Consider the following 14,188-nt stretch of genomic DNA (forward strand, 5'->3'; position numbering starts at 1 on the left):
GTTCGTCGTCATTCTACGCTGAATTATCTCAGCCCGGTTGACTTCGAACGGTTAAACCAACAACCTTATTTAATTGTCCAATAAAACAGGGCAAGATCACTCCTGACCTACCCGGACCTGCTCAATCAAGAGAAGATGTCGAAACCCCTCCGTCCCCGATTATAATCGGGGGCTCCGGGGATTTCGACCTACCCGGACTATTGAACTTGAGTATGATGCTGATAAAGGCTTCTGAGCGAATTGGCTTAATCTAATAATGTTTATTGCTGAGATTAGAGTACATTGCTTGAAATGGACGATATTGCCAGATCATATTTTTCACACCCGATGGGTGTGGTACCGATGTCTCTGCACCTGACAGCACAAAAAACTAGCTGTAATTAACTCTTGATCTTCAGCAGGCGCAGGGAGTTGGTGACGACGAAGACCGATGAGAAGGCCATTGTGCCCGCCGCGATTATCGGCGACAGACCCCAGCCGAATAAGGTATAGAAAAGTCCCGCGGCCAGCGGGATGGCGATGATATTATAGAAAAAGGCCCAGAAAAGATTTTGCTTGATGGTCCTGAAGGTCAGGCGCGATATCTCGAGCATCTCGACCAGCGCGCTGAGATTGTCGCGCACCAGAATAATATCGGCCGACTCCATCGCGACATCGGTGCCGGTGCCGAGCGCCACACCGATATCGGCGGCGGCCAGCGCGGGAGCATCATTGATGCCGTCGCCGACCATCATCACTCTCCGATCGGCCCGGCGAAGTGTCTCGACGATGATCGCCTTCTGGTCCGGCTTGATCCCGGCTTCGAATTTCTCGATGCCGAGTTGATCGGCCACACCGCGCGCTGTCTTGTGATTGTCGCCGGTAAGCATCAGCACTTCGCGACCGGTCTTGCGCACTTTATCGATCACCTCGCCCGCTTCATCTTTCACTTTGTCGGCCATCGCCAGAAATCCAAGAGCGCGCCCGTTGCTGGAAACATAGACAACTGTCCGCCCGAGCGCCATCTGCTCGTCGGCCGCGGCATTGAAAGTGGCAGTGTCGATATGCTCCCTCTCCATGGTGGCAACATTACCGACCAGCACCGTCCGGCCGTCGATCTCCGCTTTCAGCCCGAATCCGGGAAACTCGGTCAGATTTTTGGGCGATTTGGTCTTGATATTCAACTCATCCGCTTTTTTCCGGATGGCTCCGGCCAGCGGATGCTGCGATCCGGATTCGACCGAGGCCGCCAGTTGCAGCAGCTCCGTTTCATAATCTTCATCGAGCGCCTTCATCACCGACACCTCGAACTCGCCGACCGTGAGAGTGCCGGTCTTGTCGAAGACGACAAAATTGGTTTTGACCACTCGTTCCAGAATGTCGGCGCCGCGAATGTAGATGCCGTGGCGCGCCGCCCGGCCGGTCCCGGCCAGGATAGCGGTCGGTGTGGCCAGCCCCAGCGCACAGGGACAGGCAATAATAAGCACCGCGATCGGACCCTTGATAAGCATCGGGCTGGACGGATCAATAAAATACCAGATGACCAGCGTGGCGATGGCAATCAAAAGGACGATCGGGACAAAAACACCGGCGATTTGATCAGCCAGCCGCTGTACGGGCGCCTTGCGCCCCTGCGCCTCGGTAACCAGCCGAACAATTCCGGCCAGAAAGCTGTTCTCGCCGGTACCGGTTACTTCGAACTTGAAAGCTTTATTACCGTTGACCGAACCGCCCAGAACCGTGTCGCCGACCTGCTTCTCGACCGGCATCGATTCGCCGGTAAGCATCGATTCATCAATCGATGGATTACTTTCGGTAATTTTTCCATCGGCGGCAATTCGCTCGCCCGCCTTGACCAGGATAATCATGCCCCGCCGAACAGCCGAAGCCATAACTTCGGATACTTCGCCATCGACAATAACGGTGGCATTCTCGGGCCTCAGACGAAGCAGGGCGCCGATAGCATCCCTGGCCCTGCCCTTGGCGCGGGTCTCAAGAAAACGGCCAAGCAAAATGAGCGTGATAATCATGGCGGCGCTTTCGAAATAAAAATGGGAGGCGGGAGCATCTTTGATTACGACTAATGTCAGAATGGCATAGGTGCTGTACAGAAAGGCGGCCAATGAACCGAGGGCGATCAGCGAATTCATGTTGGCATGGCCATGTTTGGTCTGGTTCCAGGCATCGGCAAAAATCTCCCGACCGGAGACAAACATAACGGGAAGCGTCAAAACCAGAAGAACAATCCCGCCGGCAAGATGACCGAAAATGGGATGTTCGGTGAACATCCCCGCCATGCTTATCAGCATAATCGGGATGGTGAACGCCAGGGCCATGAAAAAATACCGCCGGGCTTTTTTCGACTCCTGATTATCGAACAAATCGGCGCCGAGGGCATTCCGGGCGGAATATCCCAGTTCCGAGATTTTATTGGTTATCGACAGCTCGTCGATTTTACCCGGTTCAAAATCCACCGAGGCGGTCCCCATGGCATAGTTGACCGAGGCCCGGTTGACACCCGGCATCTTTGACAGCCCTTTTTCGATTCCGACCGCACACGCGGCGCAATGCATGCCGCCGATCTTAAGTTCAAGTTCTTTTTGCTTTTCCATAGCTCAATAATAATCAAAAAACCGCCAAAATGCAAAAAATGCAATTTGACGGTCTATTTTTTGTATTTTCGCTCAGGCTAAAATATTACTTAAACCCCATGCCGATAAGCAGTTGCGGACATTTCTTCAGCAGTTCTTTTTTTATCTTGGTCCTGGCTCGATGCAAATACCAGCGGACCGTTGCCTCGGGCATATTCATAATATTCGCGACATCATCAATATTACAGCCATCGACGTCGCGAAGCAAGAAGGCGGACCGCTGTTTCTCATTTAGCGATTCGGCCGCTTCATCGATATATCCCCGCAGCTGTTGTCTCTTGAACGAATCCTCGGGGGTATCATTCTTTTCGTCGGCCTTTTCCTTAACATTTTCGATCGACTCGTGCTGGTGACGATGGTGTTTGCGCATGTAATCTATTGAAGCGTTTACTGTTATTCGATACAGCCAGGTATAAAATCGTTTTTTATCATCAAAGCGCCAGATATTCTGGTTAACCTTGACAAAAACATTCTGCATAATGTCGGCCGCCTCATCATAATCCCCGACCATCTTGTAAGCAAGAGAAGCGACCTGATTCTTGTAAAGCCTGACCAGGCGGGAGAATGCGCTGTTGTCTCCGTCCTTGATCCTCTTTACAATTTCCTTGGTCTCTCGCTCAATCCTGTCATCAAGCTCCTCATTGCGAAGCTTGCTCCCGCTTTTTGTCGCCACTGTATTCATGGCTGCCTCCCGGCGTTAGTCAAACATTATGGGTCTGCTAAATCTAATTTGATTCCTTAAACATACTGTTAATTAAAATGTTCCATAAATCTACCAGGATCCCGGCATTTTTCTCATATTCCAATAAAGTTGATGTAGTTCTAAAGTACTTTTAATGCGTATTTCAAAAATCAGCCGGATGTCATAGATGATATTGAAAACCCCTTGATCATATAATACAACCTCTTTTCCGTGAGGTCAACTGTTTTTTTAAAATGAGGTAGGGCCTGTCCCCTTGCTTTCAATTAAAATGGCGGCCTTTCTTTAATTTACGCCCGAGCAAAAATTTTGTTCCAGAATAAAAAAAAACAATGACAAAAATGGCTCATTTTCGACCGACAACCGTGTAAAATGGCCAACCTTAAAAAATAGGAGTCAGTCGACCCATAATTACACGAGTAGACGCGATCGGATTATTAATGGATTTTGGTGAATTAACGGCTAATTATTGAGGATATATTCCATCGGGTTGGCACGCTTGCCGTCTTTTACCACTTCATAATGAAGATGCGGGCCGGTGGAATAACCGGTTGATCCCATCAGGCCGATAAGATCGCCGCGACGGACCTTCTGGCCCCGCTTGACCTTGATCTTGCTGAGATGACCATAGGCGGTCTCATAACCATAACCATGATTGATTTTTATCAACTGGCCCAAACCGCCGGAAACCCCGGTAAACTTGACCACGCCATCAGCCGTCGCGAAGATCGGCGTTCCGGTCTTGTTGCCGATATCGATGCCGCCATGAAACTGCTTGTACCCGGTAAAGGGATCCAGCTTCATGCCATAGCCGCGGGTGCGATGTCCGCGGGTCGGCATAATCGACGGGGTGTGATCCAGAATCGACCGCTTTTCGGCAAGAACATCATATACTTCTTCGAATTTTTCTTTTTCAAACTTAGCCAGCCGCAAAAGGTCATCGACATCACCCTCGGTGTCGAACATTTGCTTCAAACCGGGAGTCAGATTTTCGATATCGCCGCTGGTCGGTCCGCCGATACCAAGCTGGCGCTCATCGGTGCTGATTTCGGGGAGGTTGAAGATATTGCGGATAACTATCTCTTTTTCGACCAGATCGGCATAAATACCGTTGATTTCGTCCAGCTGGCCCTTGAGTTCGTCATATTTCTTGATCAAAAGGCTGTTTTCGGTCTTAAGAGTCTCGATTTGAGCCGAAGAAGCCTGGGATTTTACAAAGGAAGTTGTCAGGAAAATGTCGGCCACGAACAGAAATGTTATTACCGCGGCACTAAGAATTAAGAAAGCATATGATATACTGAACTGCCGCATCTTCTCGCGGCTGCCCGGTATCAGCATGAATGATATTCTCTTACGTAGCATAACCGGTTAAATCAAACAACCCTTTCAAAAAAAGTGGCGAACCCTCTTGAGCAAAATTTCGCCGGAAAATATGCCAAAGTTTTAATAATGTCAACAAAAAATCGGCATTAAAAATAACCGGTCTCTGCCAACCTTACTTAATCAGCATATATTCCTTACGTAACACTTTGTTAACTACCTTAATAAACTTTTCACCATTCAGGTTCTGCAAACTATATAAATGCCAGTAAATCTTTCGCGGCATTGTATAGATATCTTTCTTCTTCGTTGCCATTTCGATGACCTCCCGCCCTGCCCGGGACGATCGGCCGTCGAAAAGCCATATAGTTAGAATCGACCCTGACCGGGCTAAACTTAATCTTTTTGTTTGCCTGGTCAAATAACTTTGCAGAATTCATGCCTTTATTTGGAGGTGCCCAAATTTCCTACTGCTGCCACGCATATCGTTGCACGACAACATCATAAACCAGTGTTCAAAATCTGAAACAAGGTCTTTTTCTTTATGCGCGGCTTCAATAATATGGGGAAAAACCGATAATTTCCCATATTTCGCCATATATGTCCCCCGGACTTAAAGCCGCTGCTGCGGCTTTCTTGACAGCCGAAGCCGTATTGGATACATTGCCCTTTATATTGCAAACTGCACATCAGGAGAAGGAAATATTTTATGATATCACTAAAAGGTAAAATCGTCTTTGTTACCGGCGCTTCATCCGGAATCGGCTATGCCTGCGCCAAAACTTTCGCCCAGGCCGGCGCCAGATTGATTCTGGCCGCCCGGCGAATCGATAAACTGCAAAAACTGGCCGACAGCCAGGCCAAAAAGCACCAGACCGAATCATATTTGATCGAACTCGATGTGCGCGACCAGAAACAGGTCGAGCAAAAAATCAACGCCCTTCCGGCCAAATGGAAAAAAATCGAAATTCTGGTCAACAACGCCGGCCTGAGCCGCGGATTGAGCAAAATCTACCAGGGCGAACTGTCGGACTGGGAAGAGATGATCGACACCAATATCAAAGGGCTCCTTTATGTCAGCCGGGTGGTGATTCCGGGCATGGTCGAGCGCCGCAAGGGCCATGTGATAAATATCGGGTCGATTGCCGGGCGCCAGGTTTACCCCGGCGGCAATGTTTATTGTGCCACGAAGTTTGCGGTCGATGCCTTGACGCAGGGGATGCAGATCGACCTGGTTGACACGCCGGTCCGGGTGAGCACGGTCGATCCGGGGATGGTCGAGACCGAGTTCAGCCTGGTGCGGTTCCACGGCGACACCGACCGCGCCGCGACGGTCTATAAAGGCGTGACCCCGCTGACCGGCGATGATATCGCCGATGCCGTTCTCTGGGTGGCGACGCGCCCCCAGCATGTCAACATACATCAGGTCCTGATCATGCCGACCGACCAAGCCGCCGCCACGGTGGTGAATCGGAAGTAGGCGAGTTTTCGTTTCTCTTTTATTTATTTGTTATTTTATAGCTTGTAGAGGCCGACCCATGTGTCGGCCTTTTTCTTCGTGCGCGGCAGACATGAACACCTTCCGACGATTTTCCTCTTGTCATTTCCCTCAAATTTCATATCTTTTTCAAAGCGGATGTATCCATCATTGACTGACAGCTCGGCAAAAGTCCACGAAGTTACATTATGGCAATCAAACTGTGTGGCCCGGAGCTTTGGGGCGGGTTTCAAAAGCAGAAACATCTGAGGCAATGAAACGATGAGGAAATATGACATCGCGCCAAGAATTTATTTAATTGAATATGATAACGAGGGGATCATTGGGCATATTTAAAAACCCGGAGCAAAGCTCCGGGCCACGCCAGCCAAATATGGAGTTATAATGGATTCAACAAATAATATCCAGATACATTATCCTGTTTTTGCATTTATTCCTTATTGTGATGTAGATATGTTTATTTCGCAACAGGATCTAGCAAGGATGGAAAAAGTCGATGTGGAAGCGGGAGAATATATGTTAATTTATGATGTTGATGGTGTTGAGTTAAATATATCAATTAATGCTGACGGAACGTATGTTTTAACTGCATCTGGAAAAAAGCCAGATAAGGCTAACCTATTTGAGAATCTCTATATTTATGTAAATTCCAAAAGATACTCAAATTCCTTCAATTACACTGGTCCGTCGGATGATCCTGTAGAACTTTTCAGGCAATTTGAAGTGCTCCGATTTAATCACAGCGTTGCCGGAAGAATAATAAGGCTATTTAGGAAGTTTTTTGGGAAATCCACTGAATGAGCCAAAATAAATAACTATGCCTATGAATTTTAGATATCATTTGTGGATTGGCTGGCGTGGCCCGGAGCTTTGCTCCGGGTTTCGGAGAGAGTAACTTATATGGCAATGAAGCGACAATTTTTCAATGATGCCGGCCATGCGCATTATTTAACCTTTTCATGTTTTCACCGACAGCAACTTCTGACGGATGATAATATAAGGATGTGGTTTATTCAATCGGTCAATCAGGTAAAAAAACAGTTTTCTTTCAAATTGTGGGCCTGGGTAATTATGCCTGAGCATGTTCATTTGCTTCTTTGTCCTGAGGAGAATCAATATTCGATAAGCAGAATACAGCAATCAATTAAGGGTCCTTTCGCCAGGCGCGTTATTACTTACTGGCGGGAGCATTCGCCGCACAGGCTTATACCTTTGCGTGTTAAATCAGGTAAAAGAATATCTCATAGATTATGGCAGGCCGGCGGGGGTTTTGATCGAAACCTGTATAAAATGGATCGAGTCATAAAGGCAATTGAATATATTGAATATAATCCAGTGCGTCGCGGATTGGCATCTGTCTCGACAGAGTGGCGATGGTCGAGCGCCAGGGCTCATAATGGAATATGTGAGTTTCCGCTGAACATTGATTTATTAGATTAAATAAATGGAGGATCATTGGGCATTCTTAGAAACCCGGAGCAAAGCTCCGGGCCACGCCAGCCGGGTCTTGACCGAGATTTATCGAGGTTGTGACCTGGCAGCCCTGCATTTTCCTCTTGTCATTTGCGCAAAATTTCATATCTTTTTCATAGCGGATGAATCTATCATTGACTGGCAGCTCGGCAAAAGTCCACGAAGTTACATTATGGCAATAAAACTGCGTGGAAGTATCTATGAGATTCAGCCGGATTTTATATCTTGACACAGAATGCACCGGATAATAGTATGTTTTAATCACAAGGATGTTGAGATTACGATGATTTACACGCATGTTCTCAACCGGGGCGGCAAGGGAGTCAAGAGCCCGGTGGACGATTTGTAGATAGGAGAACGCTGGTGTCTTTTATGGAAACCATATATCGCCCCGCCCGCAGGCCATCAGATGCCCTAACGGCTTGCAATAAAAAAGCTTTTGCAGAACCAGACACCGGGGTTTTATGCCGCGATATCGCGGGCCAAGGGTGTTATGAAGAAACCATATAATCATTGTTCGATCTAAGACGAAAATGAAACTCATTGACCTTATAAAACTCGCTGGAGTAAATGTTGAAGATTTCAAGATCCATTGTGCCACCGGCGCAAATCCGACCCCACTTGAAGCATTTTTCGATGGCTCGTTTCGGCAGTGGCAAGAGCAGCAAAACCAAAAAAACTTTCAGTGCAAGCACATTCTCTCACTCATTCACCTTGGAGGCACAAGATGGCTATTTGCAGGTGTTTATGAAGTGCTTGGAGTCGCCCCGGGAAAATGGAAACCAACGACCTGCTATATGTATTCCACTAGAGAGATCGATGGTCTCGATGATCTCACAGGCAGAGCGATAGTTGAATTCAAGAAAAATTTCCGCGCGTCGTATCTCCGCGGAAAAAAATATGTTCGCCAGCTCAATATGATCGCTATCATAGAACAGCGCATGACGATCGGAGACTTTCCGGGATTTAACAGCATTCTCCTATCTCACAGAATGCTGCAGACCCTTGTTCGAGAACATAACCCATCATGGCGTGCCGCCTTGTCCAACGTTGCTGGGGTTTACTTGATCACCGACACTTTCACCGGCAAACATTATGTCGGAAGTGCATATGGCGGCGAAGGAATCTGGCAGCGCTGGACTGCATACGCCACAACCGGACACGGCGGAAACAAAGAACTTCGCGACCTCCTAAAGAATGAAGAACCACATCACGTGAATTTTTTTCAGTATACGCTTCTGGAGGTATGCGATATCAATTCAAGCGACGAGCAAATTATTGCAAGGGAGAACCACTGGAAAAAAGCACTCAGATCGCGGGAATTTGGACTCAACCGTAATTAGAAAGATGATCGAACAACAGCATTAACTCGGACTGGCAATTCCGCTGCGCTCCATTGTCGCCAGTGAGATTTGGCGTTAACCAGCCTTCACTCTTTCCTTTTTTGCCGCCTCGACAGTAAAAGTGGTTCTGCCCTACATGAAATTTGCGGCACACATGAAACGGCTTCTACTCTTCCGCCGGGAAGGCATTTTCGAAATGCTCGAGATGCCCATCATGAAATGTGATTATATCGATGCGGAAATCGCATCCCGTTAGATTTTTATCGGCGATGTAGCTCTCGGCGGCGGCAACAAGATTGCGCCGTTTGGCGGCATCGACCCATCCGGCCGGATGACCATACTGCCCGGTGCGCGATCCTTTGACTTCGACAAAGACAATAGTATCATCGCGGCGGGCGATCAGGTCGATCTCCTTATGCCCCGCCTGCCAGTTGCGCTCGAGAATACTGTATCCTTCGCGGACAAGAAAATCCTCGGCCGCCTGCTCGAAAAGGCGCCCTTTTTGACGATTGTTTTTTTGATTCTTAGAATTCAAATCAGAAATCTAAAGCAATTTGCTTCAGAGCTTCCATGACCGGACGGTATGAGCGGCGATGAATCTCGGTCGGGCCGAATTCATGCAGTTCCTCGATATGCTTTTTGGTGGGATAGCCCCGGTGACTGGCAAAAGTGAAATCGGGGTAACGCTCCTGGTATCTATCCATGATCCGGTCACGCGTTACTTTGGCGATAATTGATGCCGCCGCGATCGACCGGCAGAGCGAGTCACCGCGGATAATGGCCATCTGCGGAATGCTGATATTGGGAATGGTGAAGGATCCGTCAACCAGGATAATGTCCGCGGTCTGTTCCGGCGCCGCCACCGCCTTGCGCATGGCCAGAAGCGATGCTCGCAGAATGTTCAGCTTGTCGATGGTTTCGTTGTCGATAATGCCGATTGTGCAAATCGCCCCCGAAGCGGCGATTTCATCGAAAAGTTCCTCGCGTCGGCGCGCCGTCAGCTTTTTCGAATCATTCAGCCCGTCGATTTTGACACCCGGCGGAAGCGCCACCGCCGCGGCCACAACCGGCCCGGCCAGCGGTCCGCGACCGACCTCATCGACGCCTATAATCCGTTGGTATCCTTTATCATGCAGGCTGGCCTCGATCCGCGAAAGATCCGGCAATAATTTCGATAACTGCTTGACTTTAAGTATTGTCGACATGGATTTACCGCCTATACGGTCATAATAACCGGATGCTATCTTGTTATGCAAGCTTTATTTATATCTATCGGCCTTAAAAAGGCGAAAAATTATATAAAATTTACTCAAAACAGGGCTGATATCGTATTAATATTAAGTCATAAAAAATTCCGTGATATGTATTGACGACCGAAAAAAAGTGATTATACTGAAGCAATACTACTTTGGTTGTCAAAGGGAAACTATGGTTTTGGGGAAATTCATATCTATACGATTGTGTATAATTTTGTCAGTCGTATTTATCGGCTTGCTGATATTTGCATGCAGTGATTCCACGAAATCTCCATCCGGCCCGGGACCCGGCGGTCCGATCTATCAGCCCCCGCCGGCCATCACACCGGAAATGATCGACTCCGCCAATTATTATTCTGATACCGAAGCGGCTCTGATGGCTATGTGGTATTGCGATGGTCTCATTCCCAGCGGCGAGGTTTATGTCAGATTCAGGGATGCCTTGAGAGAATTGCGAAAGGTTTACTGGCATGATATTCCGGCCGTAAAAATCAGATTCGCATTTCCGGCGGTGCCAAGTCAAATATTGGTCTCCCTTACCGATTCGGCCATCACGGAGTTTCGCAACGGCAACTATCATGCCTGGGATTCGCTGAATGTGCTGTTCCATTTGAGAAGTATCGATTCTCTGCCGCTTCTTGAAGAAATGAAATATGTCAGAATGAGTTTCGAGGGCCGGCTCCACCCGGAACATTTGCGGCTCTATTATGAGATGCTGCCGGGAGTGACCGGCGCCGAAGCCATTAAATATGGCGGCGACTGGCCCAATATATATCCCTGGATTCTCGACGATAAAGTCACTTTCCTGGCCCGCGATGCCTGGGGGGATTGTCCGGCCGGGTGCACTGAGAGCCATTTCTACTATTTCAAGGAAGCCGACACCGGTTTTATATATATCGGTGATTGGCAGTTTTGGACACCGGTCCCCGATTGGTGGGAAGAGGGCCGCACCGCATTTTGCGCCTATACGACTCACAGTTCCTGCAATTGACCGTCTGGAAGTGTAATTTCACGAAAAATTAGATGCCCGGGGCCATAATTTGACCCCTTATAATCGGTCCAAACTGCCGAAATACCTATTATCGCAATCAAATTCGGTTGCCTTTTTTCATTTATTGATTAGATTATCCCCGCAAGTGTGATTAAACTTAGGAGATTTTTATGCCCAATCTGGCGGCTCTTCAGAAACAAATAAAAGAACAGAAAATCGAATATATTGATCTGAAATTTTGCGATCTGATCGGCGACTGGCATCATATTACCATCCCGTCTTACAGCCTCAACCAGGACCTGTTCAAGGTCGGTGTCGGCTGCGATGGTTCTTCCCTGCCCGGTTTCACCAAAATCGAGCGGGGCGATATGATCGCGCTTCCCGATCCGGCAACCGCCTTCATCGATCCTTTCTATGATGCCCCGACATTGTCGTTTATATGCGACATCATGTCGGTCGAGAAGGACATCGCGCCATATTCGCGCAATCCGCGCCGCGTGATTGCGGATGCCGACCGGCACCTCAAGAAAATGCTGCCGGGAGTGGATGCTGTTTTGGGACCGGAATTCGAATTTTATCTTTTCGATGAAGTGAAATTTTTCCAGGGACCCAAAGAGGGGTATTATTTCCTGGAATGTGAGGAAGCCGAATGGAACACCGGACGGGCCGGGGAAAAGAATCTCGGCTACAAGGTGCAGTACAAAGGCGGGTATCATGCCGCGCCGCCGAAGGACCGGACGTACAATCTCCGTTCGGAAATAACCACCTTAATGAATGAAGTTGGCATTAAGACCAAGTATCATCATCATGAAGTCGGTGGGGCCGGACAGCATGAGATCGAAACGGCCCTGGGGGAGATGGTAAAAACCTCCGACCAGACCATGCTCATTAAGTATCTCGTCAAGAATCATTCTTTCCGCCGCGGCAAATCGGCCACTTTTATGCCCAAGCCGCTTTACAACGAGCCGGGGTCAGGGATGCATGTTCATCAGTATCTGGCGAACAAAAAGGGTTCCATCTTTTATGACGCCAAAGGGCCGGCCCGATTTTCGAAAGTCGGTCTGCACTATGTCGGCGGCCTGCTGAAACATGCCGCGGCCCTTTTCGCCTTCACGAATCCATCGACCAATTCATATAAGCGGCTGGTGCCCGGATTCGAGGCGCCGGTGCGCGGGTTTTATTCGGTCGGCAACCGGACCGCCTGTATCCGGATTCCGGGATACCAGCGCAATGCCGCGACGCATCGGCTGGAGTTTCGCCCGCCCGATGCCACCTGCAACCCGTACCTGGCCTATGCCGCGATGCTAATGGCCGGACTCGATGGGATCAGGAACAAGATCGATCCCGGTTTGCCGAACAATATGAATCTCGATGAAATGACACCCGTGGAATTGAAAAAGATTCCGCTTCTGCCGACCTCGCTGACCAAGGCGCTCGATGCCCTCGAGCGGGATTACAAGTTCCTGCTGGAAGGCGGCGTCTTTACCCAGGATCTGATCGATGCCTGGATTACACTGAAGCGCCGGGATGTCGAACAGATTCGTCTGCGCCCGCACCCGTGGGAGTTCCAGTTGTACTATGACAAGTAATTGATTTGGGATAAGAGATGGAATATATACGGCGCCAAAGATGGCGCCGTTTTATTTTTATGGATCAGCGGAGAGCAGGTCGAAATGGTTTCGACAATGACTTACTACCTGTCCTTCCCGCCCCCTTTGTCATTTCCACTTCCTCCTGTCATTTCCGCGGAAGCGGAAATCCACTTTTGCCGGCCTAAAATTCCCCTTGCCATTTCCTCGCAATCTCATATCTTACCAGCGTGGATCACCACATCTTTGAATGACAACTCGGCAAAAGATTATAAAGATGAAAGGGACAGGCCTACTGGGCCTCGAAGGATCTGTCGCACGCCATGATTGGAAATTATTTTCTTGGTTGAACAGAACATGTTTAGAAAAGATGAAAAAAATAAAAAAGCTTTTGTCGAGGTGCTAGTTGCTAATAGTCAATCAATTGCACGGGCAATGCTGGACGACGGTTCAATAGACGAAAATAAATATTTAGAAGTACTGATGGAACATCTTTATTTATTTCTTCATATCGCAGATCGATTGGCATACTCAATTATAACAGAGAAACGCCGTGTGACTCTATTACCAGGGATATTTGACTTAAGTATAAGATTTGCAGTTGAGACAACATGCGGACACTGGCCGGATGATCTAAAGACAAATATTTACAATGAGTGTATTAATAATTTATACAGTTCATTTAACGAGTTTGCACAATATAAAAGCTTTTTGGGAGAAACAGAAATTGGTCCCAAGAACACGTTATTATGGGAATTCTGTAAAAATATTGCCAGAATTCGAGGTGAGGAAAATAATGTGGGATCAATAATTGGGCATGGATGGGTTGTTGGCATAGCACTTAAAAATATTGAAATTAGATCACATTTAGAAGAACTCAAGTAACTTGTTTGTTCATTTAGTTTGGTTATGTCAAACCTCAAGATATTTTCTTATCCCCTCTTGAGAGGGGTACCCGAAGGGCGGGCAGACGTGACCCGGAGCTTTCGCTCCGGGTCTTTAAAACATATTCCCTTACAAAATCACCATCACTTCGTCTGTAATTTTGTCCGCATTTTCATAATCCTTGTGATCGGTCGGTCCTCAGACCGACCGCGGCGGGTTTGAGAACCCGCCGATCACTTTTTTCCTTAATTGGCTCTTGATTTCATTCCCTTACAAAATCGCCATCACTTTGATGGTAAATCGGTCGTCGGGGGGTATTGTAGAGGGAGCATGATATAACTATGGCTAAAAGCGAAACACAAATTGTCGAAACCCCTTCATCCCCGATGATAATCGGGGATTGCGGGGATTTGATCTTGCCCTGTTTTATTGGACAATTAAATAAGGTTGTTGGTTTAACCGTTCGAAGTCAACCGGGCTGAGATAATTCAGCGTAGAATGAC

14 protein-coding genes are annotated in these 14,188 nt (G+C 48.1%); 7 read left to right on the forward strand and 7 right to left on the reverse strand.

Annotation, left to right across the window (positions count from 1 at the left end; genetic code table 11):
- Positions 1-380: 380 nt before the first annotated feature.
- The 3 genes from CVT49_15805 to CVT49_15815 all read right to left on the reverse strand — a co-directional run bounded on the left by CVT49_15805 (position 381) and on the right by CVT49_15815 (position 4,692).
- Positions 381-2,591 carry a copper-translocating P-type ATPase gene (locus CVT49_15805; GenBank protein PKK82017.1) on the reverse strand — a complete coding sequence of 737 codons (2,211 nt, stop codon included), beginning with the start codon at positions 2,589-2,591 and terminating at the stop codon, positions 381-383.
- A gap of 85 nt (positions 2,592-2,676) precedes the next feature.
- Positions 2,677-3,312 (reverse strand): hypothetical protein, encoded by a 636-nt coding sequence (locus CVT49_15810; GenBank protein PKK82018.1) that lies wholly within the window; start codon positions 3,310-3,312, stop codon positions 2,677-2,679.
- A gap of 480 nt (positions 3,313-3,792) precedes the next feature.
- Positions 3,793-4,692, reverse strand: a complete 900-nt coding sequence (locus CVT49_15815) for a hypothetical protein (GenBank protein ID PKK82019.1) — start codon at positions 4,690-4,692, stop codon at positions 3,793-3,795.
- Positions 4,693-5,359: 667 nt separating this feature from the next.
- On the opposite strand from CVT49_15815, the gene CVT49_15820 reads away from it, so the two are divergent.
- Positions 5,360-6,130, forward strand: a complete 771-nt coding sequence (locus CVT49_15820) for an NAD(P)-dependent oxidoreductase (GenBank protein ID PKK82020.1) — start codon at positions 5,360-5,362, stop codon at positions 6,128-6,130.
- Positions 6,131-6,165: 35 nt separating this feature from the next.
- Here CVT49_15820 and CVT49_15825 read toward each other — a convergent pair whose 3' ends face one another.
- On the reverse strand, positions 6,166-6,426 hold the full coding sequence (locus CVT49_15825; GenBank protein PKK82021.1) for a hypothetical protein: 261 nt from the start codon (positions 6,424-6,426) through the stop codon (positions 6,166-6,168).
- 106 nt (positions 6,427-6,532) lie between these two features.
- Between CVT49_15825 and CVT49_15830 the strand changes: the two genes are divergently transcribed.
- Together CVT49_15830 and CVT49_15835 are read left to right on the forward strand one after the other, a co-directional pair.
- Complete coding sequence (locus CVT49_15830; GenBank protein PKK82022.1) at positions 6,533-6,949, forward strand: hypothetical protein; 417 nt, start codon at positions 6,533-6,535, stop codon at positions 6,947-6,949.
- A gap of 99 nt (positions 6,950-7,048) precedes the next feature.
- Positions 7,049-7,588: a hypothetical protein gene (locus CVT49_15835; GenBank protein PKK82023.1), complete on the forward strand. Its 540-nt coding sequence runs from the start codon at positions 7,049-7,051 to the stop codon at positions 7,586-7,588.
- A gap of 25 nt (positions 7,589-7,613) precedes the next feature.
- Here the strand turns inward: CVT49_15835 and CVT49_15840 are convergent, their stop codons facing one another.
- The gene (locus CVT49_15840) at positions 7,614-7,853 is read right to left on the reverse strand and encodes a hypothetical protein (protein PKK82024.1); all 240 of its coding nucleotides are present in this window, start codon (positions 7,851-7,853) and stop codon (positions 7,614-7,616) included.
- Positions 7,854-8,154: 301 nt separating this feature from the next.
- Between CVT49_15840 and CVT49_15845 the strand changes: the two genes are divergently transcribed.
- Positions 8,155-8,964: a hypothetical protein gene (locus CVT49_15845; protein PKK82025.1), complete on the forward strand. Its 810-nt coding sequence runs from the start codon at positions 8,155-8,157 to the stop codon at positions 8,962-8,964.
- A 166-nt stretch (positions 8,965-9,130) separates the two neighbouring features.
- On the opposite strand, the gene CVT49_15850 is transcribed toward CVT49_15845, so the two are convergent.
- Both CVT49_15850 and CVT49_15855 read right to left on the reverse strand, forming a co-directional pair.
- Positions 9,131-9,508: a YraN family protein gene (locus tag CVT49_15850; GenBank protein PKK82026.1), complete on the reverse strand. Its 378-nt coding sequence runs from the start codon at positions 9,506-9,508 to the stop codon at positions 9,131-9,133.
- Positions 9,501-10,169, reverse strand: coding sequence for a ribonuclease HII (locus tag CVT49_15855; GenBank protein PKK82027.1), 669 nt, complete (start codon positions 10,167-10,169; stop codon positions 9,501-9,503). The genes CVT49_15850 and CVT49_15855 overlap by 8 nt, the downstream gene beginning before the upstream one ends.
- Before the next feature lie 223 nt (positions 10,170-10,392).
- On the opposite strand from CVT49_15855, the gene CVT49_15860 reads away from it, so the two are divergent.
- The 3 genes from CVT49_15860 to CVT49_15870 all read left to right on the forward strand — a co-directional run bounded on the left by CVT49_15860 (position 10,393) and on the right by CVT49_15870 (position 13,685).
- Positions 10,393-11,211, forward strand: a complete 819-nt coding sequence (locus CVT49_15860) for a hypothetical protein (GenBank protein PKK82028.1) — start codon at positions 10,393-10,395, stop codon at positions 11,209-11,211.
- A gap of 170 nt (positions 11,212-11,381) precedes the next feature.
- The gene (gene glnA, locus CVT49_15865; protein ID PKK82029.1) at positions 11,382-12,800 is read left to right on the forward strand and encodes a type I glutamate--ammonia ligase; all 1,419 of its coding nucleotides are present in this window, start codon (positions 11,382-11,384) and stop codon (positions 12,798-12,800) included.
- Positions 12,801-13,127: 327 nt separating this feature from the next.
- On the forward strand, positions 13,128-13,685 hold the full coding sequence (locus tag CVT49_15870) for a hypothetical protein (GenBank protein PKK82030.1): 558 nt from the start codon (positions 13,128-13,130) through the stop codon (positions 13,683-13,685).
- Positions 13,686-14,188: the final 503 nt, after the last annotated feature.

The organism is candidate division Zixibacteria bacterium HGW-Zixibacteria-1 (genome assembly GCA_002838945.1).
In the GTDB taxonomy this organism is placed as follows: Bacteria; Zixibacteria; MSB-5A5; order GN15; family PGXB01; genus PGXB01.

What these genes read in the sequence shown, in the direction of transcription:
- CVT49_15805 (PKK82017.1), bottom strand. Translation starts at nt 2,591, where the DNA reads ATGGAAAAGCAAAAAGAACTTGAACTTAAGATCGGCGGCATGCATTGC.
- CVT49_15810 (PKK82018.1), bottom strand. Translation starts at nt 3,312, where the DNA reads ATGAATACAGTGGCGACAAAAAGCGGGAGCAAGCTTCGCAATGAGGAG.
- CVT49_15815 (PKK82019.1), bottom strand. Translation starts at nt 4,692, where the DNA reads ATGCTACGTAAGAGAATATCATTCATGCTGATACCGGGCAGCCGCGAG.
- CVT49_15820 (PKK82020.1), top strand. Translation starts at nt 5,360, where the DNA reads ATGATATCACTAAAAGGTAAAATCGTCTTTGTTACCGGCGCTTCATCC.
- CVT49_15825 (PKK82021.1), bottom strand. Translation starts at nt 6,426, where the DNA reads ATGTCATATTTCCTCATCGTTTCATTGCCTCAGATGTTTCTGCTTTTG.
- CVT49_15830 (PKK82022.1), top strand. Translation starts at nt 6,533, where the DNA reads ATGGATTCAACAAATAATATCCAGATACATTATCCTGTTTTTGCATTT.
- CVT49_15835 (PKK82023.1), top strand. Translation starts at nt 7,049, where the DNA reads ATGGCAATGAAGCGACAATTTTTCAATGATGCCGGCCATGCGCATTAT.
- CVT49_15845 (PKK82025.1), top strand. Translation starts at nt 8,155, where the DNA reads ATGAAACTCATTGACCTTATAAAACTCGCTGGAGTAAATGTTGAAGAT.
- CVT49_15855 (PKK82027.1), bottom strand. Translation starts at nt 10,169, where the DNA reads ATGTCGACAATACTTAAAGTCAAGCAGTTATCGAAATTATTGCCGGAT.
- CVT49_15860 (PKK82028.1), top strand. Translation starts at nt 10,393, where the DNA reads ATGGTTTTGGGGAAATTCATATCTATACGATTGTGTATAATTTTGTCA.
- glnA (PKK82029.1), top strand. Translation starts at nt 11,382, where the DNA reads ATGCCCAATCTGGCGGCTCTTCAGAAACAAATAAAAGAACAGAAAATC.